General features: G+C 68.0%; 25 protein-coding genes and 1 tRNA gene. 10 read left to right on the forward strand and 16 right to left on the reverse strand.

Translation table 11 applies throughout. From position 1 onward, the window contains the following. Nucleotides 1–48: 48 nt before the first annotated feature. Nucleotides 49–1,626, reverse strand: coding sequence for an AbgT family transporter (locus LY625_RS05070; protein ID WP_233738007.1), 1,578 nt, complete (start codon nt 1,624–1,626; stop codon nt 49–51). A gap of 84 nt (nt 1,627–1,710) precedes the next feature. Further along, the gene (locus LY625_RS05075; protein ID WP_233738339.1) at nt 1,711–2,553 is read right to left on the reverse strand and encodes a tryptophan 2,3-dioxygenase family protein; all 843 of its coding nucleotides are present in this window, start codon (nt 2,551–2,553) and stop codon (nt 1,711–1,713) included. A 232-nt stretch (nt 2,554–2,785) separates the two neighbouring features. Here LY625_RS05075 and LY625_RS05080 point away from each other — a divergent pair, with 232 nt between their 5' ends. The 8 genes from LY625_RS05080 (at nt 2,786) to LY625_RS05115 (ending at nt 14,756) form a co-directional block, all read left to right on the forward strand. After that, on the forward strand, nt 2,786–5,344 hold the full coding sequence (locus tag LY625_RS05080) for a type VI secretion system Vgr family protein (RefSeq protein ID WP_233738008.1): 2,559 nt from the start codon (nt 2,786–2,788) through the stop codon (nt 5,342–5,344). Nucleotides 5,345–5,369: 25 nt separating this feature from the next. Then, the gene (locus tag LY625_RS05085; protein ID WP_233738009.1) at nt 5,370–8,123 is read left to right on the forward strand and encodes a calcium-binding protein; all 2,754 of its coding nucleotides are present in this window, start codon (nt 5,370–5,372) and stop codon (nt 8,121–8,123) included. 29 nt (nt 8,124–8,152) lie between these two features. Continuing rightward, on the forward strand, nt 8,153–8,866 hold the full coding sequence (locus LY625_RS05090) for a hypothetical protein (RefSeq protein ID WP_233738010.1): 714 nt from the start codon (nt 8,153–8,155) through the stop codon (nt 8,864–8,866). A gap of 114 nt (nt 8,867–8,980) precedes the next feature. Further along, nucleotides 8,981–9,811 (forward strand): hypothetical protein, encoded by an 831-nt coding sequence (locus LY625_RS05095; protein ID WP_233738011.1) that lies wholly within the window; start codon nt 8,981–8,983, stop codon nt 9,809–9,811. A 669-nt stretch (nt 9,812–10,480) separates the two neighbouring features. Further along, on the forward strand, nt 10,481–11,050 hold the full coding sequence (locus LY625_RS05100) for a lysozyme inhibitor LprI family protein (RefSeq protein ID WP_343223460.1): 570 nt from the start codon (nt 10,481–10,483) through the stop codon (nt 11,048–11,050). Nucleotides 11,051–11,231: 181 nt separating this feature from the next. After that, a complete protein-coding gene (gene pdhA / locus LY625_RS05105) occupies nt 11,232–12,305 on the forward strand; it encodes a pyruvate dehydrogenase (acetyl-transferring) E1 component subunit alpha (RefSeq protein ID WP_233738014.1) in 1,074 nt (357 codons plus the stop codon). Next, a complete protein-coding gene (locus tag LY625_RS05110) occupies nt 12,302–13,300 on the forward strand; it encodes an alpha-ketoacid dehydrogenase subunit beta (RefSeq protein ID WP_233738015.1) in 999 nt (332 codons plus the stop codon). Before pdhA ends, LY625_RS05110 begins: the two co-directional genes overlap by 4 nt. A gap of 58 nt (nt 13,301–13,358) precedes the next feature. Continuing rightward, nucleotides 13,359–14,756 (forward strand): dihydrolipoamide acetyltransferase family protein, encoded by a 1,398-nt coding sequence (locus LY625_RS05115; protein ID WP_233738017.1) that lies wholly within the window; start codon nt 13,359–13,361, stop codon nt 14,754–14,756. A 56-nt stretch (nt 14,757–14,812) separates the two neighbouring features. Here the strand turns inward: LY625_RS05115 and LY625_RS05120 are convergent, their stop codons facing one another. The 10 genes from LY625_RS05120 to LY625_RS05165 all read right to left on the reverse strand — a co-directional run bounded on the left by LY625_RS05120 (nt 14,813) and on the right by LY625_RS05165 (nt 21,773). Then, nucleotides 14,813–15,952: a sensor domain-containing diguanylate cyclase gene (locus LY625_RS05120; RefSeq protein ID WP_233738018.1), complete on the reverse strand. Its 1,140-nt coding sequence runs from the start codon at nt 15,950–15,952 to the stop codon at nt 14,813–14,815. A 74-nt stretch (nt 15,953–16,026) separates the two neighbouring features. Then, nucleotides 16,027–16,359 (reverse strand): hypothetical protein, encoded by a 333-nt coding sequence (locus LY625_RS05125; RefSeq protein WP_233738020.1) that lies wholly within the window; start codon nt 16,357–16,359, stop codon nt 16,027–16,029. Then, nucleotides 16,356–17,702, reverse strand: coding sequence for a tryptophan--tRNA ligase (locus LY625_RS05130; RefSeq protein WP_233738022.1), 1,347 nt, complete (start codon nt 17,700–17,702; stop codon nt 16,356–16,358). Before LY625_RS05130 ends, LY625_RS05125 begins: the two co-directional genes overlap by 4 nt. 95 nt (nt 17,703–17,797) lie before the next feature. Further along, nucleotides 17,798–17,998 (reverse strand): CsbD family protein, encoded by a 201-nt coding sequence (locus tag LY625_RS05135; protein ID WP_233738024.1) that lies wholly within the window; start codon nt 17,996–17,998, stop codon nt 17,798–17,800. Between the two features lie 169 nt (nt 17,999–18,167). Continuing rightward, the gene (locus LY625_RS05140) at nt 18,168–18,317 is read right to left on the reverse strand and encodes an entericidin A/B family lipoprotein (RefSeq protein ID WP_233738026.1); all 150 of its coding nucleotides are present in this window, start codon (nt 18,315–18,317) and stop codon (nt 18,168–18,170) included. Between the two features lie 126 nt (nt 18,318–18,443). Next, on the reverse strand, nt 18,444–19,367 hold the full coding sequence (gene rocF, locus LY625_RS05145; RefSeq protein ID WP_233738031.1) for an arginase: 924 nt from the start codon (nt 19,365–19,367) through the stop codon (nt 18,444–18,446). An 18-nt stretch (nt 19,368–19,385) separates the two neighbouring features. Further along, nucleotides 19,386–19,461 (reverse strand) — tRNA-Thr (locus LY625_RS05150). A 15-nt stretch (nt 19,462–19,476) separates the two neighbouring features. Continuing rightward, entirely contained in the window at nt 19,477–20,184 is a 708-nt protein-coding gene (locus tag LY625_RS05155) for a hypothetical protein (protein WP_233738033.1), read from the reverse strand. Nucleotides 20,185–20,206: 22 nt separating this feature from the next. Then, a complete protein-coding gene (locus tag LY625_RS05160; protein WP_233738034.1) occupies nt 20,207–20,947 on the reverse strand; it encodes a type III pantothenate kinase in 741 nt (246 codons plus the stop codon). Further along, a complete protein-coding gene (locus LY625_RS05165; protein ID WP_233738035.1) occupies nt 20,940–21,773 on the reverse strand; it encodes a biotin--[acetyl-CoA-carboxylase] ligase in 834 nt (277 codons plus the stop codon). The genes LY625_RS05160 and LY625_RS05165 overlap by 8 nt, the downstream gene beginning before the upstream one ends. A 142-nt stretch (nt 21,774–21,915) precedes the next feature. Here LY625_RS05165 and LY625_RS05170 point away from each other — a divergent pair, with 142 nt between their 5' ends. After that, the gene (locus LY625_RS05170; protein ID WP_233738036.1) at nt 21,916–22,182 is read left to right on the forward strand and encodes a hypothetical protein; all 267 of its coding nucleotides are present in this window, start codon (nt 21,916–21,918) and stop codon (nt 22,180–22,182) included. A 17-nt stretch (nt 22,183–22,199) separates the two neighbouring features. Continuing rightward, complete coding sequence (locus LY625_RS05175) at nt 22,200–22,955, forward strand: M90 family metallopeptidase (RefSeq protein WP_233738340.1); 756 nt, start codon at nt 22,200–22,202, stop codon at nt 22,953–22,955. Here LY625_RS05175 and LY625_RS05180 read toward each other — a convergent pair. The 4 genes from LY625_RS05180 to dusA form a co-directional block, all read right to left on the reverse strand. Beyond that, the gene (locus tag LY625_RS05180) at nt 22,952–24,355 is read right to left on the reverse strand and encodes an ATP-binding protein (protein WP_233738037.1); all 1,404 of its coding nucleotides are present in this window, start codon (nt 24,353–24,355) and stop codon (nt 22,952–22,954) included. The two genes, LY625_RS05175 and LY625_RS05180, sit on opposite strands and share 4 nt — an antisense overlap. A gap of 61 nt (nt 24,356–24,416) precedes the next feature. Further along, entirely contained in the window at nt 24,417–25,100 is a 684-nt protein-coding gene (locus tag LY625_RS05185) for a response regulator transcription factor (protein ID WP_233738039.1), read from the reverse strand. A gap of 64 nt (nt 25,101–25,164) precedes the next feature. Then, entirely contained in the window at nt 25,165–25,539 is a 375-nt protein-coding gene (locus tag LY625_RS05190) for a hypothetical protein (protein WP_233738040.1), read from the reverse strand. 137 nt (nt 25,540–25,676) lie between these two features. Beyond that, a complete protein-coding gene (gene dusA / locus LY625_RS05195; protein WP_233738042.1) occupies nt 25,677–26,672 on the reverse strand; it encodes a tRNA dihydrouridine(20/20a) synthase DusA in 996 nt (331 codons plus the stop codon). Nucleotides 26,673–26,678: the final 6 nt, after the last annotated feature.

Genomic DNA, 26,678 nt, shown 5'->3' on the forward strand with positions numbered 1-26,678 from the left:
TTACCGCAACTTGTCCGGCACGGGGTGCCCGCCCCCGGTTCATCTGCCTCAACCGGCAGGCCAGGCATAACTGGAGCCGACTCCGAGCGGGAATCCCAGCGCCCAGAAGCCGACCAGGAACGCCGTCCACACCACCAGCAGGGTGATCGAGAACGGCAGCATCAGCGCCAGCAGGGTGCCGACGCCGGCGGATTTCACGTACTTCTGGCAGAACACCACGATCAGCGGGAAGTACGGCAGCAGCGGGGTGATGATGTTGGTGCTGGAGTCGCCGACCCGGTAGGCGGCCTGGGTGAGGTCGGGCGAGATCCCCAACTGCATCAGCATCGGCACCATGATCGCGCCGATCAACGCCCACTTGGCCGAGGCCGAACCGACCAGCAGGTTCACCGCGGCCGACAGCAGCACGATGCCGACCAGGGTCAGCGACATGTGCAGGCCCATGGACTGCAGGGTGTTGGCGCCCTTGATGGCCAGCAGCACGCCGAGGTTGGACTGGCTGAAGGCGTAGATGAACTGCGCGGCGAAGAAGGCCATCACGATGTAATAGCCCATGCCGCTCATCGCCTTGCTCATTCCCTCGATGATGTCGCGGTGGCTCTTCGCGGTACCGGCCACGTAGCCGTACACCACGCCCGGGATCAGGAAGAAGAGGAAGATCAGCGCGACGATCGACTGCATCAGCGGCGCGGTGAACGCCAGCAGCGGGCGGGTGCCCGGGGCAAGCGTTGCCGGATCGGCGGCCCAGGGGGTGCCCTCCGGCAGCAGGGTCAGCGCGAACAGCACGATCGCGACCGCCATCGCCCCGACCGCCGCCCACAGGCCGCGGCGCTCGTTCGGCTCCAGCGGTTCCATGGTCGGCATGTCGCTGGCGTCCCCGTCCACCGCGGTGGCCTGCAGGCGGGGCTCGATGACCCTGTCGGTCAGGTACCAGCCCACCAGGACCACCAGCACGGTCGAGGCGCTGGTGAAGTAGAAGTTGTTGAGCGGGCTGATCTCCGCGGCCGGGGCGACGATGCGCGCCGCCTCCTGGGTCAGCGCCGCCAGCATCGGATCCAGGCTGGAGGGAATGAAGAACGTCGCCGAGAACCCGCCCGACACCCCGGCAAAGGCCGCGGCGATGCCGGCCAACGGGTGCCGTCCTGCCGCGTAGAAGATCACCGCGCCCAGCGGGATCACCAGCACGTAGCCCGCGTCCACCGCGATGTGGCTCAGGATGCCCACGCCGATCAGCGCCGGGGTCAGCAGCAGCTTCGGGGTGATGCTCAGGATCGCGCGCAGCAGCGCGTTGATGAAGCCGGTGTGCTCGGCCACGCCGAGGCCCAGCATCGCCACCAGCACCACGCCCAAGGGCGCGAAGTTGACGAAGGTGCTGACCAGCGTGGCCATGAATGCCGTCAGGCTGGCGCCCGAAAGCAGGTTGTTGATCACCACCGGGTCGCCGCTGCGCGGGTCGATCTCGCTGAAGCTGACGTTCGACAGCAACGCCGATATCGCCCAGGTGGCCAGCATCAGCAACAGGAACAGCACCGCCGGGTCCGGCAGGCGGTTGCCGACGCGCTCGACGCCATCGAGAAAGCGGGTGACGAAATTGCGCCGGGGCGCTGCGGGGACCTGCTGCTTCATGCCGGCTCCTGGAGTCGACGGAATACGGATTCACCGCATCCTAACAGCGCCCTCACCTGCCCTGAACGCCTCCACGGCACCGGCCTACAGGCGGGTGCGTACCGCGAACAGCTCCGGGAAGAAGCTCAGCTCCAGCGCGCGGCGCAGGAAACCCACCCCCGATGAACCGCCGGTCCCCTGCTTGAAGCCGATGATCCGCATCACCGTGCGCATGTGGCGGAAGCGCCACAACTGGAACTGGCTCTCCAGATCGACCAGGTCCTCGGCCAGGGCGTACTCGCGCCAGTAGCGGGCGGTGTCCTGGTAGATCGCCTCGAACACCGGCGACAGCTCCGGATCCTCGACGTGGGTGCGGGTCCAGTCGCGCTCCAGGTTGCGCTGCGGCACCGCATGGCCCCAGCGGGCCAGGTACAGCAGGAACTCGTCGTACAGGCTGGGCGCCTCGAGTACCGCGCGCAGGCGCTGCTGCCCGGCCGCGTCATGGGCGAACACCTTGAGCATGTCGGCATTCCGGTTGCCCAGCAGGAACTCGACGGTGCGGTACTGCAATGACTGGAAGCCGGACGAGGGGCCCAGCAGGTCACGGAACCCCATGTACTCGCTGGGGGTCAGGGTCTCCAGCACCGACCACTGCTCGGTCAGCTGGTGGAACACCTTCTTGCAGCGCGAGAGCACCTTCTGGCATTGCCAGACCTCGTCGCGCCGCAGGTGGGCGACGGCGGCGGACAGCTCGTGGATCACCAGCTTCAGCCACAGCTCGGAAGTCTGGTGCTGGATGATGAACAGCATCTCGTCGTGGTGCGAGGGTTCCGACACCGGCTGCTGGGCCGACAGCAGGCGCTCCAGCTGCAGGTAACCGCCATAGCTCATCCGACCGGCCAGGTCGGTGTGGATGCCGGCCTCCAGGTCGCGCTGATTGCCGTGCATGCCGTCGTGCCGGTCCTCTTCAGTCCTCATCCCGCGTCCCCGGAGTCGTCCACTGCTGCAAGGCCGAAGCGTAACGCACCCGGTACTGTCATCCCCCACAACGTCATTCCCGCGTACGCGGGAATGACGGGTCGTGGTGCCCGGAAACACAGCCTTTCCCCGCCCTGATATGCTCGACCACTGTGGGCCCTGATGGGCCGCACATCACCAAACGGATTTGGGATCGAACGCCATGGACAGCGTCCTTTCCAGGCTTCCGGCCGCGGTGCCGGGCGCCCTGCCCTCGCAGCGCGACCGCCTGGTCGAGATCGACACCGGGCCCGGCAATGTCTTCGTTGCCGAGCGCTTCAGCGGCCGCGAGGCGGTCTGCGAAGACTTCCGCTTCCAGGTCGACTGCCTTTCCACCCATGCCTTTCTCGATCCGGGCCCGTTGCTTGGCCGCGCGGTGACCCTGCGCCTGCGCAGGGCGGATGGCCGTCACCGCCACTGGCACGGCCACTGCACCCGGGTGCTTGAATTGGGCAGCGACGGCGGCCTGGCCCGCTACCGGCTGGTGGTCGAGCCCTGGACCGCGTTCCTGCACCTGCGCCGCAACGCCCTGATATTCCAGGACCTGGATGCGCTGGACGTGCTCGAACGGATACTCGACGACTACCCGCAGGCGGCGTTGCGGGTCGACGTCGGCCGGACCCTGCCCAGGCCGCCGGTCACCACCCAGTACCGCGAGAGCGACCACGCCTTCGTCTTCCGCCTGCTGGCCGGGGCGGGATTGGCATGGCGCTTCGAGCACGCGCAGGCCGCCATCGAGGATGGCGCACCACTGCACACGCTGGTGGTCTACGACCAGGATGCCGACGCCGTAGCGGCCGACCCGCCCGCGTTGCGCTTCCACCGTAGCGACATCACCGAGGCGCACGACGCGATCAGCCACTTCGCCGAGCAGCGCCAGGCCACCGCCAACGCGGTCACCGCGGCCAGTTGGCAGCCGGACCAGGTCGAGGCGATGGCCGCGAGCGTGGAAGCCGGACCGGCGGGCCCGCACCTGCCTGCCCGCGAGGTATACGAGGTGCCGGGCAGCGGCCGCTTCGAGCAGCGCGACCAGGCCGAAACCTTTGCCGGCCTGCGGCTGGACGCCCTGCGCCTGCCACGGCGCCTGCACGCCGGGGCCGGCAGCGGGCGCGGGCTGGCGGCCGGTGCGGTGTTCACGCTGCTGCAGCATCCGGGCCTTTCCGGACAGCAGTTCGTGCCACTGGCCGTCGAGCATGTCGCGGCGAACAACCTGGGCAGCGGCATCGTCGAGCTGCTGGATGCACCCGACCTGGAGCGCGGCAGCTACCGCAACCGTTTCCTTGCGGTACCCGCGGCGACCGCGATCGTTCCGAACCCGGTCGCAAAGCCGACCGCAGCGGGGATGCAGACCGCCCGCGTCGTCGGACTGCCGGACACGGCCGTGACCTCCACCCGCGACCACCAGGTGCGGATCCAGTTTCCCTGGCAACGCGGTCCCCGGCCGAACCCCGGTGGGCTGGCCGACACCGGCTCCGCGGCATTCCCCGACGGCCATGCCCCGGGCGACCACACCAGTGGTACCTGGGTGCGGGTGGCCGAATGGGTCGCCGGCCCGAACTGGGGCAGCCATGCCCTGCCCCGCATCGGCAGCGAGGTGCTGGTCGAGTTCCTGCACGGCGACATCGACCGGCCGGTCATCACCGGCCAGCTGTACAACGGCGCGGTCGCCCCGCCGTTCGCACTCGCGGACGCGAGCAACCACCCGGGGACGATCGCCGGCCTGCACACGCAGTCACTGGATGGCGGCGGAACGCAGCAATGGCTGGTGGACGACGCGACGGGACAGCTCCGCCAGCGCCTGCACACCAGCCTGGCCGACAGCCGGCTGGAACTGGGCTACCTGGTCGAGCACGACAACGCCACCCGCGGCGGCCTGCGCGGGCAGGGCTTCGACTTCGCCACCTTGGGCTGGGCCAACCTGCGCGCCGCCCGCGGCGTGTTGCTGTCGACCACCGCCCGGCCCGGCGCGACCTCCACCCAGCTGGACGCGAACGAAGCCGTCGCCCAGCTCAGGGGGGCCGAGCTCACCGCGCAAGCTCTGAGCGATGCAGCCGAAGGCAGCGGGGTCGCCCCGCTCACGGCCAATACGGCGCAATCGGATTTCGTCGCCGCCGTAGACCCGGAGCAGGACGGCCGCTACGCCGGCGCCATCGCCGGGCAGCCGGCGACGAAACCGGCCGGCGACCAGCGCCAAGGCGGCGCCCCGGTGGAGTGCTTCGCCCGGCCGGTACTGCTGGCCGAGTCCCCGGACGCCATCGCCCTTGCCACCGACGCCAGCGCCGTCGCCCACGCTAGCGGCAACCTGCACATCACCGCCCAGCAGGACCTGCACCTGGTCGCCGGGCAAACCTTTGCCGGAGTGAGTGGAGGACACCTGGCCCTGTTCGCCCAGCGAGGCCCGCTCAAGGCGATCGCGGCAAACGGCCCGCTGAGCCTGCAGGCGCATGCGGGGCCGCTGGAGTTGCTGGCGGACCGATCGGTGAGCATCACCGCCACCGACGAGCGAATCGACGTACTGGCCAAGGAGAAGATCGTCCTGCAGGCGGGGCAGGCACGGGTCACGCTGGAGGGCGGCGACATCACCTTTGCCTGCCCGGGTACGTTCACGGTGAAGGCGGGGCAATTGCCGTTCAAGGGGGGCAACAGTGGGGATGTCCGGCTGTCGCTGCCCGACGGCCTGCTGAAGCTGGAGCCGGATCGGATGCTGGATTTCTCCGGTTGATCACAACGCAGACAAGGACGCCTGCATGAGTAGGTCCAAAGGCGCGCCAGCGCCCACGACAAAATTCGCCTATCCCTTCGCCATTTCCCAGGCAGACGACGCGACCGTGCCCGAGTCAGAAAGCGCGGAAACGTACTTCAGGGCACTGGCACGCGCGGAAGACGGATTTTTCCCGATCGGTGCCAATGGTCAGTGGCATGGCGGTCTCCATTTTGGTCGCGAAACCGGCGCTACCCTCGACCAGGATGCGGGCGTGCGGTGCATTGCGGATGGCGAGGTTCTCGCCTACCGCATCGACGACGAGTATCCCGTCGTCGAGTACAGCAGCCGGGCGCCAGCCCGGTATTCCACGGGCTTTGTGCTGGTTCGTCACCGGTTGCAGCTTCCCGCAATACCCAGGATCGACCGGGACCACAAGGCCACGGCTGGTGCCGATGCGGCATCGCAGGCGCTGGCTGAGCCTTCACTGGTGTTCTACAGCCTGTACATGCACCTGCAGAACTGGAAGGCTTACTCCACCGACATCGGCTACAAGCGGCCAGCCTTCTGGGACGGCGCGGAGGAGTACGTCGTCGGCGAGAAGGCCCGGGACAACGAAGAAAGGCTCGCACCCGGGGTAACTGGCCTGAGGGTGCGCGATGCAAGTCATCGGCCGATCGCCCTGCTTCCACGCGGCACGCGGCTGACGCTGGGAGCGTCCGTGGGCAGTCACGCGGGGTTCCACGCGATCTCAGGAATTATAAGGGGGAACACTGTTCCCGCCGGACGGCACGTCGGACGTGTCTACCTGCCGGAGCTGGATCGGCTCACCACGCCCAGCGCCATGGGCACCGTCGTCGTGCTGAAGGAGCCCGCTGCGATCATGGCCGGCGAACTGGTCGGCCATCCCGGCGAGTACCAGCGACATGGCGACATGGATCCGTTTGCTGCGTCGAGGGCCAACCGCCCCTTGGTCCAGGTCGATGTCTTCACCGGAGACGACTTGGAGGCCTTCATCGGCGAGAGTCGCGCACGTGATGCGCAACTCGACGCGAAGCAAAAGACCTTCCTGCACATAAGGTGCGGCGCCCGACTCGTTCAACCGACGGCGCCGGACATCGAGCTTGCCGTCGGTGAGGCGGCGGTGTGTGTCGGAAGCAATGCCGGCGAACGCTGGGCGAAAGGCACTCGCGGCACTATCCATACCGTTGAGCGAAGCATGTTGACGGGCTTTACTCCGGCGACCCGTGCCTACGCCGACGGCCGACTGTTCATCTCGGCCGTACGTCCGGACGACGGAAGCGAAATCACGCTTGAGCAGTACAACGCATTGTCCGCGGCCAACAAAGCCGGTTATAGCTACCGCAAGGTCCTGGAGCCCGCCGGCGAAGACGTCTGGGTGGACGGCCAGGCCACAAACGCATCGAACCCGATCTACGGCCCTGCCTTCGTGTGGTCGGACTTCCCCCTGAAGCTGGCCAACGCCTCCGATCCGGTGGTGTCGCATTCCCGCGTACTCAGGGCCAGATCGGTCGAAGCCACCGCCTTGGAGGCGGATGGGACCCGCTGGTTCCGTGCTACCGCTGGAGGAGGATCGGCTGGGACGATGGAGGGATGGGTGCGGGAGAAGGATCACCCCAACGTTGCGCTTTGCTCGCCTTGGGCATGGCCCGGCTTCGTGCTGATGGACGCCGGCACACTACAGCCGAAAGATCTCTATGCCCGCGCGATCATCCGGGACCCTCAGGCCACGGCGAGTGAGCAGAAGCAGCTGGAGTCGCTGACCCAGAGCGCGGAGCAAAGTCCGCTGTTCGACTCCCTCTGCGCTGCAATCGATGCCGATGGTAAGGATGGCATCACGCCTTTGGAGCTGCGCCGCGCGCTCGGCAAGCCATGGCTGGCGCAGGCACTGTCGCACCTGGTGATCAAGCACCACAGCGAGTGGGCGGGACCGATGGATCGCTGGGATGCGATTGACGAGCTGATTCCCAGTTCTAGGAGGGAAGACTGGGAGCAGGAGAAGGGGCGGATCAAGACGCTGCAGTTCTGGGGCGACATTAAGAGCAAGAGTGGATTCCCGACTCAAGGCAGAGTGCAGCACCTACACCCCATCGGCTTGATCGCAAACTTCGCGTGCAGCTGTCGATTCTTGAATGTCAACACATTCATGGACATCTATAGGACCAGACATGGAGAGTTCGGGAACTCCTCGGGGAAGCAACTAGACGCGGCATCTGAACAGCACCTCCGCGTCCTGATAGAGGGAATCGTCAACTATTATGCCTCTACGGGGCAGGAATATTTCATTCCCCATGTGGCATACATGCTGGCTACGGCACGTCACGAAACGCTGTGGCGCGAGACATATTTTGAGCCTAGGACAGAAGGAGGACCGCACTCATACTTCAACAAGTACGATCCTGTTCTTGCGGGCACGCGGGCTCACAAGGATCGAGCGGTGCGTATGGGGAACACGAAAGAAGGCGATGGTTACAAGTACCGCGGCAGGGGATATGTCCAGCTGACCTGGAAGGTCAAATACCAGCTGTGTGGCGACCACCTCGGCATAGATCTGGCCCAGCGACCCGACCTTGCATTGGAGCCTGAGCATGCCGCCGGCTGCATGATCCACGGCATGTTTTCAGGAGTATTCACAGGCCGCAGAATCACCCGGTACATCAATGAAGCAGCCACCGACTACTTCAACGCCCGGCGTGTGATCAACGGAACCGATAAGGCCGCAGTCATTCAAGCCTACGCGGAGCTATTTGAAGATATTCTTGAGGCATCTAGATGCTAGGAAAAACACGTTCTATTGGCGGAATCGGCATGATGATCATAGTGCTTTTCTGTGCTTGTCAGCCTTCGAACGCCACACGACAGACCCTGGGCGGCTTATCAGTATCTGATGGTGAAGACGCCGCAGCGCGCACCGCTGCGCCGGCTCCGCATGAAACAGTTCTTTCCCTAGCCACCGAACAAGGCTTTATCGGCAAACACGGGTCGAACTATTCCTATCTGGACGAAGATGCGGCCGGACACCCCCTGTTGATTCACGAGACGTTCTCATCTCGCACCCACTACAAGACACTCACCCCCATCATCGACATGCAGGGCGGAACCCTCTTTATCGATTGCACGCTAATTCGTGCCATCGAGGATGTCGAGGTCGTTTCCGTCGGCAATTATTGCCGAGGCAAGTCAGCGGCATCCATGGAGACGATCGAGGATGCTTCAAGCGACCAATGGGTACACACCTACTCCACGTCTCTACTCTGGCTGGAGGGCGCTGCCGCCAAGGTGGGAGACTGCAAGCACCCCAAGGGCCTTGACTTCAAGGAGCATCGAATCCTCAGGTGCCAGAGCGGCGAGGGCGACGAAACCACGTTGGATGTATCCACTCACATTCTTTCATCGACCCTCCAAGTCGAATTGACAATGACAGGCTTTGAGTTTGCTGGGCATCTTGTGAGTGAAAACGCCCTCGCATTCTGGCGGCTCGACGATTTTTCGCACGAACTCGTTGAGAAGGTGGTCCCCTGATGAGGCTCCCCTGTGTGGCTGGATGCTGAGACCAAGCAATGATAAATCGATACGACAGGGCGACGTTTCCTGCACGCAGGCGGCGAATAGAAACAGCAAAGCGAGCATTGTGCGATGAACTGCAGTGCAATTGTGCCTTTAATACTGCTCTTAGCAACAGCACCAATTGGTTGCTCTGCATCCTCTGCAGGTGCGGCAGCCTCGGACTGCGCTCACAGCGCGGAATTCACGATCAAGGCCCACGACAATGATGGCATCGCCATTGCAGCGCGCTCATGCGGTGACTCAACTAGCAAAGGCATAGTCAACATCGAAACCTTCGTAGCGGGCGAATCACGCCAGACATTCAGCATTTCCTACGACTCCACCGCCTATTCATTGGACATGGAGAACCAAATCGATCTGGATGGGGACGGCACGCCGGACCTGTCGGTGAGTACCGGCACTGGAAAGGGCGGTGAAGGCACCTTCTATTGGGTTAGGGACAAAACACGAAACCAATACCATCCGGTTGGTGACTATCCAACTCTCTTTTCGTGCGAGAGCCACAATGGAATTCTGTACTCGGTGACGCCAGGGAGTGGAGAATCCATCTCGACTTGGACGTACTATAAATTCATCGATCAGGCTATCACCCCCTTGCTTGCCATCGAGGTGACTGCATCCACTGAAGACGAGTTCCTCAAACTGACGGACACTACGTACACCCAGATCACGATCAAACCTGCCCTTGCATCGCGAGTTAGGGAAGATGAGATCGAAGGATACCTACGGCGGTGTTTCCAGTTACGTCGACTCTTCCCATTGAATCTTCTAAATTTCCGATCCGGGCTGGACAGGAACCCGGTAGCAGTTGAGCGCAGGCAACATACACCTTGTATATCCCATGAAAACCGTGACCCTGTTGTACGCACTCGTTGCAACCGCATGCTCTTTATTGCATGAGCCGAGCGACTCGGCAGAAACCATTCCAGGCAGGCCAGGCCTTCAAGGGATCGAGCTTCGAGACGACGCATTCTTTTAGGAGATGTATCCCGCGACCAAGTGCCTGCGCATTGCTGCACCCAACCATCGCGAAGCGGGCCTGGTTTGCCGCTCAAAAAGCAGCGAATTCCTCGTCGACAATGGAATCGACGTACGAATCACGCACGGTCCTGCCAAAACAAACATGTCCGTCACGGTCAGTACCGCCAGTTCACTTTATGAAATGCAAGATATCGTTCTGGACAGCCGAACCCTCTATACTGCCGAAGTAGATTGTGATGATCGAAATGATTCCGTCTACCGACCTACCTCCACGTGCAGCATCACTTACTCGCCACTACACGATGGTGAGTTCATCTACACAAACATCACGATTGAGACCCACACTCCGAGACAGCAGGTCCTTTCAAGAAGTGAGATAGATCGGATCATCAGCATCATGAATTAATAAGAAACCAGCACTTTGAGCCTGCAGGTTGAGGCGCAGGGCAGGTTGTGCTTGCGGTAATGGCTCCGCTCTCCCCGCGAGATCGTCAGTTCGGGATCAACCCTGCGCTAGAGGAGCCGAAACCCGGGCGGACTGCCGAAGCGGCGGAAAAGGGGAGCCGAACTTCTCGAAGGAGGATTGAAATGCAATCGTCGGGAATAGCTTTCTTGCTTATTTCTGGCTGCCTGTTGTGCACGGCCAATGCAAGAGGGAAGAGCGAGGACCCATGCAATAGCATATCCGCACAGGATCTGATGACGTGCGCTTCTGTTCGGCTCGCGGGTGCCGACGCACGGCTAAACACGCTTTACCGGGAGAGGCTCTCTGTCGCCGGTGACAGGAGATCAGCGCTGCTTGATGTGCAGAGGTCGTGGCTGGCCTTCCGCGACGAGCACTGCGACCGGCTCCATGAGGAGTCCGGCGGTAACGAGGCAGAGATCGAAAGGACCGATTGCCTCGCGAGCCTGACAGAAGACCGGGCCATCGAACTGGATCGGCTTGGCAATGAGCAAGGCGACAACCTGCTGTTCAGGGTGCTTCGTGCGCTGGAGCGCTCCGGCTACAACGGAGAGGCGGTTCTTGACGCACTCGCATCCGCTCCCGGAGACAAGTGGACGCAATACGCCGAGAAGCACTGCGAGTTTCTGGAAGGTATGCGCAACACGACAAAGACCGAATGCCTGGCGCGTTTGGCGCTGGATCGGAGCTACTGACGGCGCCCACAAGTGAGGATCACGGCGCCTGCTCGCCGCTCCGCATTGGTACAACCCGCCGGGAGCCGACGCCAGACTTGCACACCAGTGCGACCCTGTCGCCCACCTCCCCCAGACAGGCACCACCCCACCCACCCCGGCTACAATTGCGGGTCTTCCGCCTGACCGAGGAACGCGTCGCATGACGGTCGCCGCATCGTTCGAGATCGAGTACCTGCAGTACCTGGGGCCTGACGGCAAGCTCGTCAGGGAGTTGCCGGAGGGACTGCAGGATCCCAAGGCCCTGGTGCCGCTGTTCAAGCAGATGCTGTTCGTGCGCACCTTCGACAGCAAGTCGATCAAGCTCCAGCGCACGGGCAAGCTGGGCACCTACGCCGCCAGCCTGGGCCACGAGGCCGCGCATGTGGGCATCGGCGCCTCGATGAAGCCCGACGACGTGTTCGCGCCCAGCTACCGCGAGTACGGCGCGCAGTTCATGCGCGGGGTGAAGCCGCGCGAGGTGCTGCTGTACTGGGGCGGCGACGAGCGTGGCAATGACTTCGAGGGCCCGCGCGGGGACTACCCGTGGTGCGTGCCGATCTCCACCCAGTGCCTGATGGCGGCCGGTGCGGCGCTGTCGTTCAAGCTGCGCGGGCAGGACCGGGTGGCGGTGGCCTGCTGCGGTGACGGCGGTTCGTCCAAGACCGACTTCTACGCCGCGGTGAACTCCGCCGGTGCGTTCAAGTCGCCGCTGGTGCTGTGCGTGATCAACAATGGCTGGGCGATCTCGGTGCCGCGCCATGCGCAGACCGGGGCCGAGACGCTGGCCCAGAAGGGCCTGGCCGGCGGCCTGCACTGCCTGCAGCTGGACGGCAACGACCTGATCGCGGTGCTCGAGGGCATGCGCCGGGCAACCGAGAGCGCGCGCAACGGCGAGGGCGGCACGGTCTTGGAGATGATGACCTACCGCCTGCACGACCACACCACCGCCGACGACGCCAGCCGCTACCGCGACGAGGCCGAGGTCAAGGACGGCTGGACGCGCGAGCCGATGACCCGCCTGCGCACCTTCCTCACCGAGGCCGGCGTGTGGAGCGAGGACGAGGAGAAGGCCTGGCTCGCCGAGTGCGAGGACCGGGTCGACGTGGAGATCAACGCCTACCTCAACACCCCGGTGCAGCCGGTGGAGGCGATGTTCGACTATCTGTATGCCGATCCGCCGGCGGACCTGCTGGCGCAACGGCAAGAAGCCATCGAGCGGGAGGGCCGCGCATGAGCACCAACGAGCAGGCCACCCCGATCACCCTGATCGAGGCGCTGACCCAGGCCATGGCCTACGAGATGCGCAACGACAAGAGCGTCGTGGTGCTGGGCGAGGACGTGGGCGTCAACGGCGGCGTGTTCCGCGCCACCGCCGGGCTGCACGCCCAGTTCGGCAGCCAGCGGGTGATCGACACCCCGCTGGACGAGACCACCATTGCCGGCCTCACGGTGGGCATGGCCAGCCAGGGCATGCGGCCGATCGCCGAGGCGCAGTTCGACGGCTTCGTCTATCCGATGGTCGACTTCATCGTCTGCCATGCCGCGCGCATGCGTTACCGCACCCGCGGGCGGCTGGAGTGCCCGATGGTGCTGCGCGTGCCGTGGGGCGGTGGCATCCGCGCGCCGGAGCACCACAGCGAGGCCAACGAGTCGATCTTCACCAACGTGCCCGGCCTGCGGGTGGTGATGCCGTCCTCGCCGCAGCGCGCCTACGGCATGCTGCTGGCCTCGATCCGCGAGGCCGACCCGGTGATCTTCTTCGAGCCCAAGCGCATCTACCGCCAGTACAAGGAGATGGTGCCCGACGACGGCGAGGCCCTGCCGCTGGACGTGTGCTACGTGCTGCGTGACGGCACCGACGTGACCCTGGTGACCTGGGGCGCGCAGGTGAAGGAAGCCCTGGAGGCCGCCGACAAGCTGGCCGCCGAGGGCATCAGCGCCGAGGTCATCGACGTCGCCACGCTGCGTCCGCTGGACTTCGCGACCATCGCCGAATCGGTCAGCCGGACCGGCCGCTGCGTGATCGTCCAGGAAGCACCGAAGACCGCCGGCTTCGGCGCCGAGATCGCCGCCCGCCTGGCCGAGGAGTCGATGTTCGACCTGGTCGCCCCGGTCGAGCGCGTCACCGGGCCGGACACGCACATCCCGCTGTTCCGGCTGGAGATGAAGTTCCTGCCCAGCGTCGACCGCGTGGTCGAGGCCGCCCGCCGCGCGATGCAGCACGGCTGAGCCGCCCGCGCATCCACCCAACCACCGGCGGGCCACGGCCCGCCCAATGGGAAACGCCATGAGCAACAAGAAGACCTTTTACCTGCCCGACCTGGGCGAAGGCCTGCCGGACGCGACCATCGTCGAGTGGACCGTCAAGGAAGGCGACACCATCCGCCTGGACGACGCGCTGGTCTCGATGGAGACCGCCAAGGCCGTGGTCGAGGTGCCCTCCCCGGTCTCGGGCAAGGTGCTGAAGCTGGCCGGCAAGGCCGGCGACATCGTCAACACCGGGGCCATGCTGGCCGAGTTCGAGATCGACCCGTCGATGCCGCAGCGCGCCGAGGGCCAGGACACCGGCCACCACCACGGCGGTGGCGACAAGGGCGTGGGCAGCCAGGACCCGGCGCCGGACGACCGGGTGGTCGCCTCCGATGAAGGCGGCGCGATCCAGGCCGACGGCGAACCCGCCGCCAAGGGTGAGGTCCGCCAGGATGCCGGCACCGTGGTCGGTGCCATGCAGTCCTCCGACGCGGTGCATACCGAGCAGGCCAGCAACGCCGGCGGCGTCAAGGCGATGCCCGCGGTGCGGGCGATGGCGCGCAAGCTCAAGGTCGACATCAGCCGCGTGCAGGCCACCGGCGCCGACGGCGTGGTCACCATGGCTGCCGTCAAGAAGGCCGCGGCGGATGGTTCCGCAGCCGCTGGCGCCGCGCCCGCGCAGCGCGCGGTGGACCGTGCGGCCCCGGCTCCGGCCGCCGCTCCCGCCCCGGCACAGCGCAGCACGGTGTCCCAGTCCGGGCGCCCGATGCGCACCCAGCCGCCGGGCGCGGCCGCCAGCGGCCAGCCCGAGCAGCTCAAGGGCGTGCGCCGCAACATGGCCCGGGTCATGGCCGATGCGCACAGCAAGGTGGTCCCGACCACGCTGGTGGACGATGCCGACCTGCATGCCTGGATCGGCAAGCAGGACATCACCGCCCGCCTGATCCGTGCGATTTGCGCGGCGGCCAAGGCGGTGCCGGCGCTCAATGCCTGGTTCGACGGCGAGAGCCTGACCCGCACCCTGCACCCGCACGTGGACATCGGCATCGCCGTGGATACCGACGACGGGCTGTTCGTGCCGGCGCTGCGCAATGCCGACGTGCTCGATGCCGGCGGCGTGCGCTCGGCGATCCAGCGCCTGCGCCAGCAGGTCGAGGACCGCAGCATCCCCTCCAGCGAGCTGTCGGGCTACACCATCAGCCTGTCGAACTTCGGCATGTTCGCCGGCCGCTACGCCACCCCGGTGGTGGTGCCGCCGTGCGTGGCGATCGTCGGCGCCGGCAAGCTGTCGCACGACGTGGTCGCGGTGATGGGCGGCATCGAGGTGCACCGCCGGATGCCGATCTCGCTGACCTTCGACCACCGTGCCGCCACCGGCGGCGAGGCCGCGCGCTTCCTGAAGGCGCTGCTGGACGACCTGTCGCTGCCGAACTGACCCGGTCGGGATCGATGTGGAAAGGGGCGGCCTCCGGGCCGCCCCTTTTTCTTCCGTCAATCCGCGTCGGCAACGACGACCCGGTCACGCCCGCCTTCCTTGGCCCGGTACAGCGCCCGGTCGGCACGCTCGAACACCGCCTCCGGCTGGCCAAGCGCCGGGTCACCGGCAGCCACCCCCGCCGACACCGTCAACGCGGGCGAAAAGGGCAGTTCCAGCCCCGCCACCGCCGCACGGATGCGTTCGGCCACCTCGACCGCTGCCTCCACCCCGGTTTCCGGCAGGACCAGCAGGAACTCCTCGCCGCCAAAGCGCACCGCGACGTCGTCGTGGCGGATCGAGGCCTCCACCGCTTCGCCGACCGCCCGCAACGCACGGTCGCCCTCGCGGTGGCCATGGGTGTCGTTGATCCGCTTGAAGTGGTCGATGTCCAGCACCACCAGGCAATACGGACCGGCATCCAGCCTCCGCAGCGCATCCGGGTCGCTGCGCAGCTGCTGCAGTGCGGCGCGGTTGAGCAGGCCCGTCAGCGGATCCATTCGCGCGCTCTGGAGGATCTGCGCCATCTCCTCCTGCAGGTATTGCCGCGACGCTTCCGCCTTGCGCAGGGTGCTGGCACGCTCCTCGGCCAGGCGCCGCTGGTCGCGGGCGAAGCAGCGCAGCTCGAGCAGGTGCCGGGTCTGGCGGGCCAGGATGCGCAGTGAATCCAGCTGTTCGTCGGCCAGCTCGCGTGGACGTACGTCCATCGCGCACAACGCACCCAGGGCGTGGCCTTCGCGGCCGAGCACCGGAACGCCGGCGTAGAACCGCACCGGCTCGCCCCCGATGCGCAGCGTGAGGTCCGCGAAACGCGGGTCCCGGGCGACGTCGGGAATCACCAGCGGCGTTTCCGGCGTGCGGATGGTGTGGTCGCAGATGGACACCCGGCGCGGCGTGCTGTCGCAGTCGATGCCGATCCGCGCCTTGAAGCGCTGCAGGTCGCGGTCGATCAGCGACAGGACCGCGCCGGGGACGTCGCACACCCGGGTTACCAGCCGGACGATGTCGTCCAGCGCCGGTTCGGGGCCGGTATCGAAAAGCCGGTAGGCATCCAGCGCGGCCTGCCGCGCGGCCTCGCCCGCCAGGGCAGGATCACCGGGAGCGGGTGAACGGGGAGCCGGCATGCTGGACGGGCTGTCGGAAAAGGCGTCGGGCATCGGCGGTCTGGAGGGAAAGCACCGCCAATCCTAGCCGTGTCGGCGCACCGTTCCCGTGAGCGGTTGCCGGCCGCTCAGCCGGCGTTGGTGCGGGCGGGCGTCCGCCGCCGCAGCCAGAACCGGCGTGCCACGAAGGCGACCGCCATCGCACCCAGGTACACCGCGTAGCCTAGGGCGGTGGCCAGGATCTGCTTCCACATCTTGCCCTGCGCCGGGTCGGCATACGCCTGCGCCCAGTACACGCTGGCCAGGAACAGGCCCAGCGCGACCACCAGCGCGATCACGTCATAGGCGCGGCGGGCGGCGTCCTTCGGCTCCCGCGGGAACTTCCAGAACAGCACGGTCAGGATCACGAACCACGGCAGGAACAGGATCAGCGTCAGGTTCAGTTCGATGTCCGGGCTCACGCGCCCTGCCCTCCGCCGGCTTCGGCCCTGGCGCGGGCCTTGCGCTCGTCCGCCTCTGCCATCGCGGCCAGCGCCGCGCGCACATCCTCGACGGCCACGCCTTCGCCGCGCTGCAACCGGGCGTCGTCGGCCTCGTAGCGGCCCCCTCGCAGGCTGGCGATGAACTGGCCAGCCTCCTTGGGCGAGGCGAAGCCTTCGGCAAGCAACAGGGTGCGCTCGCCGTCGACCAGCTTGAAGCCGAAACGGCCGTCATCCTCGCGGTACTGCTTGAACACCGGTGCCGCCGCGGCGCGCACCCGCCGGCCGCCGGCCCCGGTGGCGCCCGGCACGGTGAGCGGCCGCAGCCCGACCGCCGCGCGCAACTCGCGCATCAGCGGGGCGACCTGCTCCTCGCGCAGCCGCGCGGCGTGCTCCTGCAGCAGCGCCTCGATCTCCTGTGGCGCCGCCACCAAGGCCTGGTAACGCTCGCGCAGCGGTGCGACCTCGGCGTCGATGCGCTCGAACAGCGCCTCCTTGGCCTGCGACCACGCAATGCCCTCGGCGAAGGCCGTGCGCATCGTCCCGGTTTCGGCGGCGCTGGCGAACGCCTGGTAGAGCTCGAACACGTTCGATCCCGCGGGGTCCTTCGGCTCGCCGGGGGCGCGCGAGTCGGTGACCATCGAAAACACGAGCCTGCGCAACTGTTCGCGCGGGGCGAACAGCGGGATGACGTTGTCGTAGCTCTTGCTCATCTTGCGCCCGTCCAGGCCGGGCAACGTCGCCACGTGCTCCTCGATGGCCGCCTCGGGCAGGGTGAAGTGCTCGCCGTAGAGATGGTTGAAGCGCTGGCCGAAGTCGCGCGCCATCTCGATGTGCTGGATCTGGTCGCGTCCGACCGGGACCCGGTGGGCGTTGAACAGCAGGATGTCGGCGGCCATCAGCACCGGGTACATGTACAGCGCGGCGTTGACCCCGGCGTCCTCATCGGCGCCGGCCTCGCGGTTGCGGTCGTTGGCCGCCTTGTAGGCGTGTGCCCGGTTGAGCAGGCCCTTGCCGGCCACGCAGCTGAGCAGCCAAGCCAGCTCGGTGGTCTCCGGCAGGTCGGACTGGCGGTAGAACCACACCTTGCCCGGCTCCGGCTCCAGGCCTGCGGCCAGCCAGGAAGCGGCGATCTGCAGGGTCGCGTCCTGCAGCCGCGCCGGCTCGGTGACCGAAACCAGTGCGTGGTAGTCGGCGAGGAAGAAGAAGCTTTCGATGCCGGCCCCGCGGCTGGCGGCGACGGCCGGGCGGATGGCGCCGACGTAGTTGCCCAGGTGTGGGGTGCCGGAGGGCTTGATGCCGGTGAGGACGCGTGTGGGATGCATTGCGGAACACTGGATTGCGTGAGCGGTCCAGTTTAGCCCCGATGGCAGAAGGCCCGGGCACTGGCCCGGGCCTTCCTTCACAACCTCGCGTGCGCTCAGCCCAGCGTGCGGCCGAACTCGCGGACTTCGTCGTCGGCGCGCTCGCGGTTCCAGCCGTAGCGCTCCTGGAGCTTGCCGGACAGGTATTCGGCGTTGCCCTCGGCAACATCGAACACGTCGTCGGTCAGGTCGCCCCAGCGCGCCTGCGCCTTGCCCTTAACCTGGCTCCACTTGCCGGCGATGATGTCAGTGTTCATTCGCGTCTCCTGGTTTGGGGACGAGGCTCGTCCCTTCCGCCCCAGACTGCCCCTGCCCGTGTTCATCCACGGTGGTCACCGCGTTAAGCGCCGTCTTCACGCGCACCGGCCCGCCGAACAGAAAAGGGCCGGATCGCTCCGGCCCTTTCCAGCCACGCGTCGCGCAGGCTCAGCACTTGCCGTCGCGGCAATCCTCGGCGGTGTCCTCGATCGTCGAGCCCGCCGACTGCATGTCCTTGCCGGCACCGGCGACGGTGTGGCACGCGGTCAGTCCCAGCGAAAACAGCGACAGCAGCATCAGGGTGGTCAAACGCTTCATGGCTTCCTCCTCGTCGGCGATGTGCCTGTTGGCAGTGGCCGCAGGTCACGGCCGTGGCGGCATCATTGCGTGGAGGGTCGTGAAGCCGGCGTGCAACATGGCCGCGCCGGGGATGCCGCGTTCAGCTCAGCGGCGCAGCAGCGTGGACTTGCCGAACAGGCTCTCGACCAGGTCGATGGCGACGAGCGCGGTCTTGTTGTCCACGTCCAGGATCGGGTTGAGCTCGACGATGTCCAGCGAGCCCATCCGCCCGGTGTCGCAGATCATCTCCATCGCCAGCTGCGCTTCGCGGTAGGTCGGCCCGCCGGGCACGGTGGTCGGCACCCCGGGGGCAATCGACGGGTCCAGGAAGTCGACGTCGAAGCTGACGTGCAGGTGGGTGTCGGCGTCCATGTCCGCCAGCGCCTCCTCCATCACCCGGCGCATGCCGACCTCGTCGATGTAGCGCATGTCGAATACCGGCAGCCCGTGGTCGCGGACCATGCGCTTCTCGCCCTCGTCGACCGAACGGATGCCGATCTGGCGCACCTGCGCCGGCTCGATCATCGGGGACTCGCCGGCGAGGTGGGTGAGCTCCCGCGGGCCGATGCCGCACAGGCAGGCCACCGGCATGCCGTGGATGTTGCCCGACGGGGTGGCGTCGGCGCTGTTGAAGTCGGTGTGCGCATCCAGCCACAGCACCCGCAGCTTCTTGCCCTGCTCGCGGCAGTATCTCGCCACCCCGGTGATCGACCCCAGGCCCAGGCAATGGTCGCCCCCGAGCATGATCGGGATGCGTCCCCCGGACAGTTCCGCGTACACCGCCTCCATCGTCAGGCGGTTCCACTCGGCCACTTCCGGCAGGTGTCGGTAACCGTTGACCGGCCCGTGCCACGGGTTGGCCGGGCCGGCGACGTTGCCGCGGTCGGCGACCTCGAGCCCCCGGGCCTGCAGGGCCTCCAGCAGGCCTGCAATGCGCAGCGCCTCCGGGCCCATCCGCGCGCCCCGCTCGCCTGCGCCGACATCGGTCGGGACGCCTATCAGGGATACGGGTGGATAGTTGCGGGGCATGGTCGGACTCCTTGACTCTGGTGCCGGCTGTCAGACTTGAACTGACGACCTACCGCTTACAAGGCGGTTGCTCTACCAACTGAGCTAAGCCGGCGGGAAACGTCCGATTCTAACGCGCCCCGGCCGGGTCCACCGGAACCAGGCCCTCGCAGCTGCGCGCCTCCACCCCGGGCGCCGCCACCGCGGCAGCCGTGGAGCCTGGGTCGAAGCCGGCAGCCGCGGCGACCTCGACCCAGTACTCGGGGTCGCCGCCCCCGACCGGCTCCACCTGCACGGTGAACCCGGCCTTGCGCAGGCTGTCGGCCCGGGCGTCGGCGCGTGCCCGGGCGCGGTACAGGCCCAGGGCGACGATGCCCGCGTCCGCGCCCTCGCGCACCACGTAGTAGTCGTCGAACCCGGCCCCGGCGATACGCTGCGCCGCTTCCTCCGCGGCCTCCACGCCCGGCGCCTGCAGGTAGACCCGCCAGCTGTCGCCGGCGCCGGGCCATTCGCGGCGCAGCCGGGCGACCACCACCCGTGGCTCCAGGCGCGCCAGCGCGCCCGCGGCCATGTCGGCGTCCGGAAACGGGCCGAAGCGGTGGCAGGTTTCCGGCGTGGCGCCCGGCTCGGGCACCCCGCCCGGGGAGTCGGGCGTGCCGGTCGCGCTGCCCGCCACCAGGCCATCCACGCTGGCGGAGCGGTCCACCAGTTCGAGCAGCGGCGCGTTGCCGACCGCCGCATCGTGCCCGCCGGCGACCACGGCCGGTCGCGCCAGCCACCACAGGGCGACCCCGAGGTTGAGCACCAGCAGCAGGACCAGAAGTGCGCGCGTCAGCATGGGGCGATTGTAGGCGGCGCCGTCACTGCGCGGACTGCATCCGTGCCCATTGGGCCAGCCCCTCCAGCACCAGCAGCGGACGCGGACGCGCCCCGGACAGCCGGGGCTGCAGCGCGGCCGCGCCACCGCCATGGAGCAGCAGCCGCGGGGTCCCTTCCAGGCGCCGGACGGCCTCGGCCATGCTCTGTTCGACCAGCGCCACCGCGGCGCCCTGGCAGCCCGACGCCAGCGCGTCGGCGGTATCGGTGGCGAAAACGCCGTACTGGCCGCCCTGCGTCGGCAGATGCGCGGCACGCTGGTGCAGGACCTGCCGCATCAACTCCGGCGACGGTGCGATCCGACCGCCCAGGTGCCGCCCCCCGGCATCGAGCAGGTCCACGGTCAGCGCCGTCCCCACCCCGCACACCAGCGCCGGCCCACCGCCATCGCTGCTGGCGGCAAGCAGGGCCAGGAACCGGTCCACGCCCATCCGCTCCGGCCGCGGGTAGCCCACCACCAGCCGGCCCAGGCGAGCGGCGCTGGCGGCGAAGCTGATCCGCCCGCAGCGCCCGCCCAGCGCCCGGGCCAGCCGCAGCCGCGTTTCCGGCCCGGTCACCGCGGCGACGAAGGCGGCCTCCAGGCGAGCCGGCAGGACATCGCCAAGCGCGGCCTCGAAACCGTCGTCGTGATGGTCCAGGGCGATCACCTCGCCGACGCCGCCGTCGGGCCGCAGGGGCGCCGCCTTCAGGCGGGTGTTGCCCAGGTCGAACAGCCACTCAGACATCGACCGGACCCTGGCGCACACTGACCTCGCCGGAGTGGAAGGCACGCTCGGTACCGTCCTCCAGCCGCACGAGCAGGGCTCCGTTGGCCGCGAGCCCACATGCGTGTCCGGCCACCGCCCCACCCGCCAGGTGCAGCTCGACCGCCCGGCCGCCCAGCGCATCCAGCGCGCGGAACCGGGGCAGGAATCCGGCGAACCCGTCGCGGTCCAGCACGTCCAGCGCCTCTATCCAGTGCCCGAGCACCGCGGCCGCCAGGTCACTGCGTGCCGGCGCACGCCCGCTGAGCGTGGCCAGGTCGATCCAGGGCTGGTCGATCACTTCCTCCAGCGGCGGCATCCGCACGTTGATCCCGATGCCCAGCACCGCGCGTACCTGGCCGGTACCGGCACCGGCGCCCTCGACCAGCAGCCCGCCCAGCTTGCGCAACCCGCCGCTTCTCCCGCCGTGCCCGGCAACCACCAGGTCGTTGGGCCACTTCAGGCGCACCTCCTGGTAGCCCAGCGCATGCAGCGCCTCTGCCGCGGCGATCCCGGCCACCAGGCTGAGTCCCTCCAGCCGGGCGAGTCCGCCGGGGAAGCCACGCGCGAGCGACAGGTACAGGTTGCCCCCGGGAGGCGACGCCCAGTCCTTGCCGCGCCGTCCGCGCCCGGCCTGCTGGCTGTCGGCCAGCAGCACCGCGGCCAGCCCACCCTCGGGCATCGGTCGGCGCAACAGCTCGGCGTTGGTGGAGTCCACCTGCGGCTGCACGTCCAGGGACGCCATGCGGGCCCGGACGGCGGGCCCGAGGCGGGCGAGGATCAGGTCACTGTCGAGCGGGTCGGCCATGGCGGGACGTCGCGGGCGTGGGACGCCAGAGCATGCCCGGGCTGGCCGGGTCTTGCACGGGCCGGCGTCGTGCCGCCGGTGGCCCGGTCAACCCGCGCGGCGCGTTCGCGTTATAGTCAAGGACTTGTCAAGGGTGGTCAGCATGAGCCGAACGATCCTCAGCCTGCTGCTGTTGCTTCCCGGTACCGCGCTGGCGGCCAATGCCCCGGCCGTGCCCGATGGCAGCGATTGCCCGGAAGCCCGCAGCACCGGGGTCGCCAGCGAAGGATCCGCGTCGGGCAGCGCCGAAGCGTCCACCGGGATGCGTGAAGCCCGCGCGACGCCAGTCCTCCAGGGCGGCGGCGGCGAGGTCACCGAGCAGCTGCCTGCGCCAAGCTGGCGCAGCTTCCTGCCCGGCATGCTGCGCTGACCGGCGCATTGCGCGCACTGCTGCGCCGGCTGCGCGGGCGCCCGGCACCTGTTCCCGACTCCGTCTGGGCCGACGCCTGCCAGCAGGGACCCTGGCTGGCGGCGCTGCCACCGGCACGCCGGGACCGCCTGCGCGGACTGGCCGGGCTGTTCCTGCAGCGCAAGTCGATCACCCCGCTGGACGGCCTGGAACTCGACGGATCCCAGCGCTGCCTGCTGGCCGCGCTGTGTTGCCTGCCGCTGCTGGAGTTCGGGGAGGAAGGCCTGCATGGCTGGTCGCAGTTGCTGGTCTACCCCGAGGCGTTCCGCGTGCAGCGCAGCCATGTGGACGCCGCCGGGGTGCTGCACGAGTGGCACGACGAACTGATCGGCGAGGCCTGGGAAGCCGGCCCGCTGGTGCTGTCATGGGCCGACGTGCTGGCCGACTGCGCGGACCCGCACGCCGGTTTCTGCGTGGCCGCGCACGAGATGGCGCACAAGCTCGACGTGCTCGACGGGGCCATGGACGGCACCCCGCCGCTGCCGCGGGACTGGCAGCGCGAATGGGCCCGTGACTTCCAGGCCGCATTCGAGGATTTTTGCCGGCAGGTGGATGCCGGAGCGGCGACCGCGATCGACCCCTACGCCGCGGAGGCGGAGGAGGAGTTCTTCGCCGTCGCCACCGAGTACCACTTCAGCGACCCGGCCACGCTGCGCGCCGCGCTGCCGGCAGTTGCCCACCACCTGGAGCGGCTGTACGGCCCGCCGCCCTTCGGGCCGCACCCGGCCGGCTAAAGCCGCGAGGGCAGCTGCACCTCGAAGCGGGCACCGCCCAGCTCGCCGGAGCGCCCGACATCGAGCGTGCCGCGATAGGCGCGGATGATGTCCTGGACGATTGCCAGGCCGATGCCGTGGCCATGCACGCGCTCGTCCCCGCGCACGCCACGCTGCAGCACCGTGGCCACCTTGTCGGCATCGATGCCCGGCCCGTCATCCTCGACCACCAGCACCAGTCCCGGGCGACGGTCGGCTGCGGCCTCGCCCGGTCGCGCGGTCAGCAGCACCCGCGAGGAGGACCATTTGAACGCGTTCTCCAACAGGTTGCCGAGCAGCTCCTGCAGGTCGCCGCGCTCGCCATGGAACTGCACGCCCCCGGCCAGGTCGAACTCGCACAGCACGCCCTTGCCGGCGTAGACCTTCTCCAGGCTCTTCACCAGCGACTCGGCCTCCGGCTCGATGTCCACCGGGGCCGAGAACAGCGCGTGGCCCCCGGATGCCGCCCGGGCGAGCTGATAGGACACCAGCTCGGTCATGCGCTGCAGCTGGACGTCGACCTCCTTGCGCAGCTCGCCCTCCGAGGTACCCGCGTCCAGCCGGGTGCGCAGCACCGCCAGCGGCGTCTTCAGGCTGTGGGCCAGGTCGGCCAGCGTGTTGCGCTGGCGGTCGAGGTTCTCGCGCTCGCTCTCGATGAAGGCGTTGATGCTTTCGGCGAGCGGTTCGAGCTCACGCGGGTGGCGCTCGCTCATCCGCGAGGCATCGCCACGCTGCACCCGCTTGAGTTCCCAGATCACCCGCCGCAGCGGGCGCAGGCTCCAGCGCAGGATCAGCACCTGGCCCAGCAGCAGGATCACCCCGGCACCGCCCAGGTAACGCCACAGCGCGGCGCGGAAGACCTCCACCTGGCGGCTCAGCGCGGCGGTGTCCTCCAGGATGTAGACGGTATACGGCATCTCGCCCTCGTCCACGTCGGTGCCGGCCCAGATCAGGCCGCGGCCATAGCGGTAGGCCTCGCCGGGCTCGCCGTTGAGCTCGACGATCTCCAGTGGCCCGTCGAACACCTCCTGCCCCACCGCCAGCATCTCGCCGTCGGGCAGCAAGGGCCCGACCGAGGAGGCCGAGGCCCAGCTCTGGTCGGCCAGCACGACCTCGGCGTACAGGCCGCTGCCCGGACGGTCGAACCGCGGGTCGGGGGTGGCATAGGGAGGAATGAAGGTGCCGTCGCGGGCGAAGTCGCTGTCGGCGTAGGCCAGCGCGAAGCTGCGCATGCGCTGGTAGAGGTTGTTCTCGGCGGTTTCCAGGAAGGCGCGGTCGAGGGCCACGCCGGCCAACGCCAGGAAGGCCACCAGGCCGATGCTGGCAGCCATCACCTGGCGCGCCTGCAGCGAGCGCGGGCGGCCCCAGTTCATGATCGACATGACGGCAGGTTAGCGGCTCGCGCCGGCCGGTGCGAGCGGCCGGCGCGCGTTGCGCCGGCGCCTATTCGCCGCTGCGGGGGATGGCGAAGCGGTAACCGCGCCCGCGCACGGTCTCGATCGGCTTGAGGGTGCCGTCCGGGTCGAGCTTCTTGCGCAGCCTTCCGATGAAGACTTCCAGCACGTTGGAGTCGCGGTCGAAGTCCTGCTGGTAGATGTGCTCGGTCAGGTCGGCCTTCGAGACCAGCTCGCCGGCGTGCATCATCAGGTACTCGAGCACCTTGTACTCGTAGCTGGTCAGGTCGACGTTCTGGCCGTGCACGCTGACGGTCTGCGCCGCCAGGTCAAGCGTGACCGGCCCGCATTCCAAGGTCGGCTTGCTCCAGCCCGCCGCACGCCGCACCAGCGCGTTGATGCGCGCCAGCAGCTCCTCGACGTGGAACGGCTTGACCAGGTAGTCGTCGGCGCCCTGTTTCAGCCCCTCGACCTTGTCCTGCCAGCTGGAACGGGCAGTCAGGATCAGGATCGGGAAGCTCTTGTCCTCGTCGCGCAGGGCGCGGATCAGCTCCATGCCCGACATCTTCGGCAGCCCGAGATCGATGATGCCCAGGTCGAACGGCACCTCGCGCCCCATGTAGAGGCCTTCTTCGCCGTCCTGGGCCGCGTCCACGGCGAATCCTTCGCGCTTGAGCCGTGCGGCGAGCGTCTCGCGCAGCGGGGCCTCGTCTTCCACCAGCAGGATACGCATGGTCACTCCTCGGATACGTGCAGATGAATTCCCTGAACAGGGATCCTACCCGAAGGGTGGCGCGTCAGTTGTCGTCGCTGCGTATACGGCGTGCGCCGTGGTTGCTGGCGGGGTCGTCCAGGTACACCCGGACCCGGCCACTGGAATCGACGACCTTGATCCGGCTGATGTCGCGGCCTTCGTACGGCACCATCTCGGCGCTCAGCACCTGGCCCCCGGTGCGCCGCTCCACCCGCCGGACGGCGTCCGACAGGGCCTGTCGCTCGCTGGCGTGCCCGCGGGGCTCGGTGGCCCGCGCCGGCGGCGGGCGCCGGGCGAGGTCGCGATGCGACTCCCGGGCCTTGTCGCGGGTCCGCTGCGCCCACGCATCGCCGCTCGCCGTGGTGGCGATGAGCACCACCAGCAGGGATGCGGCACAGGTGGAGGAGCGGACGGACATGGGCTGGGCAGGCGACCGGTCGTGAGCGGCATTCCATGATTGGAACGCTGCGGTGAATCCGATCTGAACTTTTTCTTCACGGCGTTGTCGCGTTCAGTCTCGCACTGCGCGTCCGCCGTGTCTGCCCCACGGCTGTTTCAGCCGGTCGGCTCCAGTGCCCGCTCGACCAGCGACCAGTCCGCGCCGTGCCGGTGCGCACCCTCGCTGAGCACCTGGCGGAAGGCCCGCCCGCCACGCTGGCCGGCGAACAGACCCAGCACGTGGCGGGTGATGTGCTTGAGTTGCCCGCCGCGGGCCAGCACTCCTTCCACGTAGGGACGCATTGCCCGCAGCAGCTCGGCGCGCGGCCGCGGCGCAACCCCGTACCAGGCACAGTCCAGTTCGTGCAGCAGGTAGGGCGTGTGGTAGGCGGCGCGGCCGAGCATCACCCCGTCGACGTGGGCCAGCTGGGCGGTGGCGGTATCGGCATCGGCGATGCCGCCGTTGACGACCACCTGCAGGTACGGGCGCTCGCGCCTGAGCCGCCAGGCCCAGTCGCGGCGCAGCGGCGGGATGTCGCGGTTCTCCTTCGGGCTGAGCCCCTGCAGCCAGGCATTGCGCGCATGCACGATGAAGGTCCGGCACCCCGCTTCGGCCACCGTGTCGATGAAGCCGCGGAAGCGCCCGTACTCGTCGTCATCGTCCACGCCCAGCCGGCACTTCACGGTCACCGGCACGTCGCACCCGGCGATCATCGCCGCCACGCACTCGGCCACCAGCGCCGGCTCGCGCATCAGGCAGGCACCGAAGCGCCCGGCCTGCACCCGGTCGGAGGGACAGCCGCAGTTGAGGTTGACCTCGTCGTGCCCCAGTTCGGCGCCGATCCGCGCCGCCTGCGCCAGCAGCGCCGGCTCGCTTCCGCCCAGTTGCAGGGCCAGCGGGTGCTCGGTCGGGTCCATCGCCAGCAGCCGGGCACGGTCACCGTGGATCACCGCGTTGGCGTGGACCATTTCGGTATACAGGCGCGCGTGTGGCGCCAGGATGCGGTGGAACACCCGGCAATGGCTGTCGGTCCAGTCCATCATCGGGGCCACGGACAGGCGCAGGGAGGCGTCGTAACGCGCCTGCTCTTGCGGATACAGCGGATTTCCCATCGCCGG

It is taken from the genome of Lysobacter sp. GX 14042 (assembly GCF_021390425.1).
In the GTDB taxonomy this organism is placed as follows: Bacteria; Pseudomonadota; Gammaproteobacteria; order Xanthomonadales; family Xanthomonadaceae; genus Novilysobacter.

Bases quoted from the DNA above. Each gene is read 5' to 3' on its own strand.
- LY625_RS05100 (WP_343223460.1), top strand. From the start codon at position 10,481: ATGCAATCGTCGGGAATAGCTTTCTTGCTTATTTCTGGCTGCCTGTTG.
- LY625_RS05160 (WP_233738034.1), bottom strand. From the start codon at position 20,947: ATGTCTGAGTGGCTGTTCGACCTGGGCAACACCCGCCTGAAGGCGGCG.
- LY625_RS05165 (WP_233738035.1), bottom strand. From the start codon at position 21,773: ATGGCCGACCCGCTCGACAGTGACCTGATCCTCGCCCGCCTCGGGCCC.
- LY625_RS05170 (WP_233738036.1), top strand. From the start codon at position 21,916: ATGAGCCGAACGATCCTCAGCCTGCTGCTGTTGCTTCCCGGTACCGCG.
- LY625_RS05070 (WP_233738007.1), bottom strand. From the start codon at position 1,626: ATGAAGCAGCAGGTCCCCGCAGCGCCCCGGCGCAATTTCGTCACCCGC.
- LY625_RS05090 (WP_233738010.1), top strand. From the start codon at position 8,153: ATGATGATCATAGTGCTTTTCTGTGCTTGTCAGCCTTCGAACGCCACA.
- LY625_RS05190 (WP_233738040.1), bottom strand. From the start codon at position 25,539: ATGTCCGTCCGCTCCTCCACCTGTGCCGCATCCCTGCTGGTGGTGCTC.
- LY625_RS05180 (WP_233738037.1), bottom strand. From the start codon at position 24,355: ATGTCGATCATGAACTGGGGCCGCCCGCGCTCGCTGCAGGCGCGCCAG.
- LY625_RS05155 (WP_233738033.1), bottom strand. From the start codon at position 20,184: ATGCTGACGCGCGCACTTCTGGTCCTGCTGCTGGTGCTCAACCTCGGG.
- LY625_RS05085 (WP_233738009.1), top strand. From the start codon at position 5,370: ATGAGTAGGTCCAAAGGCGCGCCAGCGCCCACGACAAAATTCGCCTAT.
- LY625_RS05135 (WP_233738024.1), bottom strand. From the start codon at position 17,998: ATGAACACTGACATCATCGCCGGCAAGTGGAGCCAGGTTAAGGGCAAG.
- LY625_RS05080 (WP_233738008.1), top strand. From the start codon at position 2,786: ATGGACAGCGTCCTTTCCAGGCTTCCGGCCGCGGTGCCGGGCGCCCTG.
- LY625_RS05140 (WP_233738026.1), bottom strand. From the start codon at position 18,317: ATGAAGCGTTTGACCACCCTGATGCTGCTGTCGCTGTTTTCGCTGGGA.
- LY625_RS05120 (WP_233738018.1), bottom strand. From the start codon at position 15,952: ATGCCCGACGCCTTTTCCGACAGCCCGTCCAGCATGCCGGCTCCCCGT.
- LY625_RS05130 (WP_233738022.1), bottom strand. From the start codon at position 17,702: ATGCATCCCACACGCGTCCTCACCGGCATCAAGCCCTCCGGCACCCCA.
- rocF (WP_233738031.1), bottom strand. From the start codon at position 19,367: ATGCCCCGCAACTATCCACCCGTATCCCTGATAGGCGTCCCGACCGAT.
- dusA (WP_233738042.1), bottom strand. From the start codon at position 26,672: ATGGGAAATCCGCTGTATCCGCAAGAGCAGGCGCGTTACGACGCCTCC.
- LY625_RS05075 (WP_233738339.1), bottom strand. From the start codon at position 2,553: ATGCACGGCAATCAGCGCGACCTGGAGGCCGGCATCCACACCGACCTG.
- LY625_RS05095 (WP_233738011.1), top strand. From the start codon at position 8,981: ATGAACTGCAGTGCAATTGTGCCTTTAATACTGCTCTTAGCAACAGCA.
- LY625_RS05110 (WP_233738015.1), top strand. From the start codon at position 12,302: ATGAGCACCAACGAGCAGGCCACCCCGATCACCCTGATCGAGGCGCTG.
- LY625_RS05185 (WP_233738039.1), bottom strand. From the start codon at position 25,100: ATGCGTATCCTGCTGGTGGAAGACGAGGCCCCGCTGCGCGAGACGCTC.
- LY625_RS05115 (WP_233738017.1), top strand. From the start codon at position 13,359: ATGAGCAACAAGAAGACCTTTTACCTGCCCGACCTGGGCGAAGGCCTG.
- pdhA (WP_233738014.1), top strand. From the start codon at position 11,232: ATGACGGTCGCCGCATCGTTCGAGATCGAGTACCTGCAGTACCTGGGG.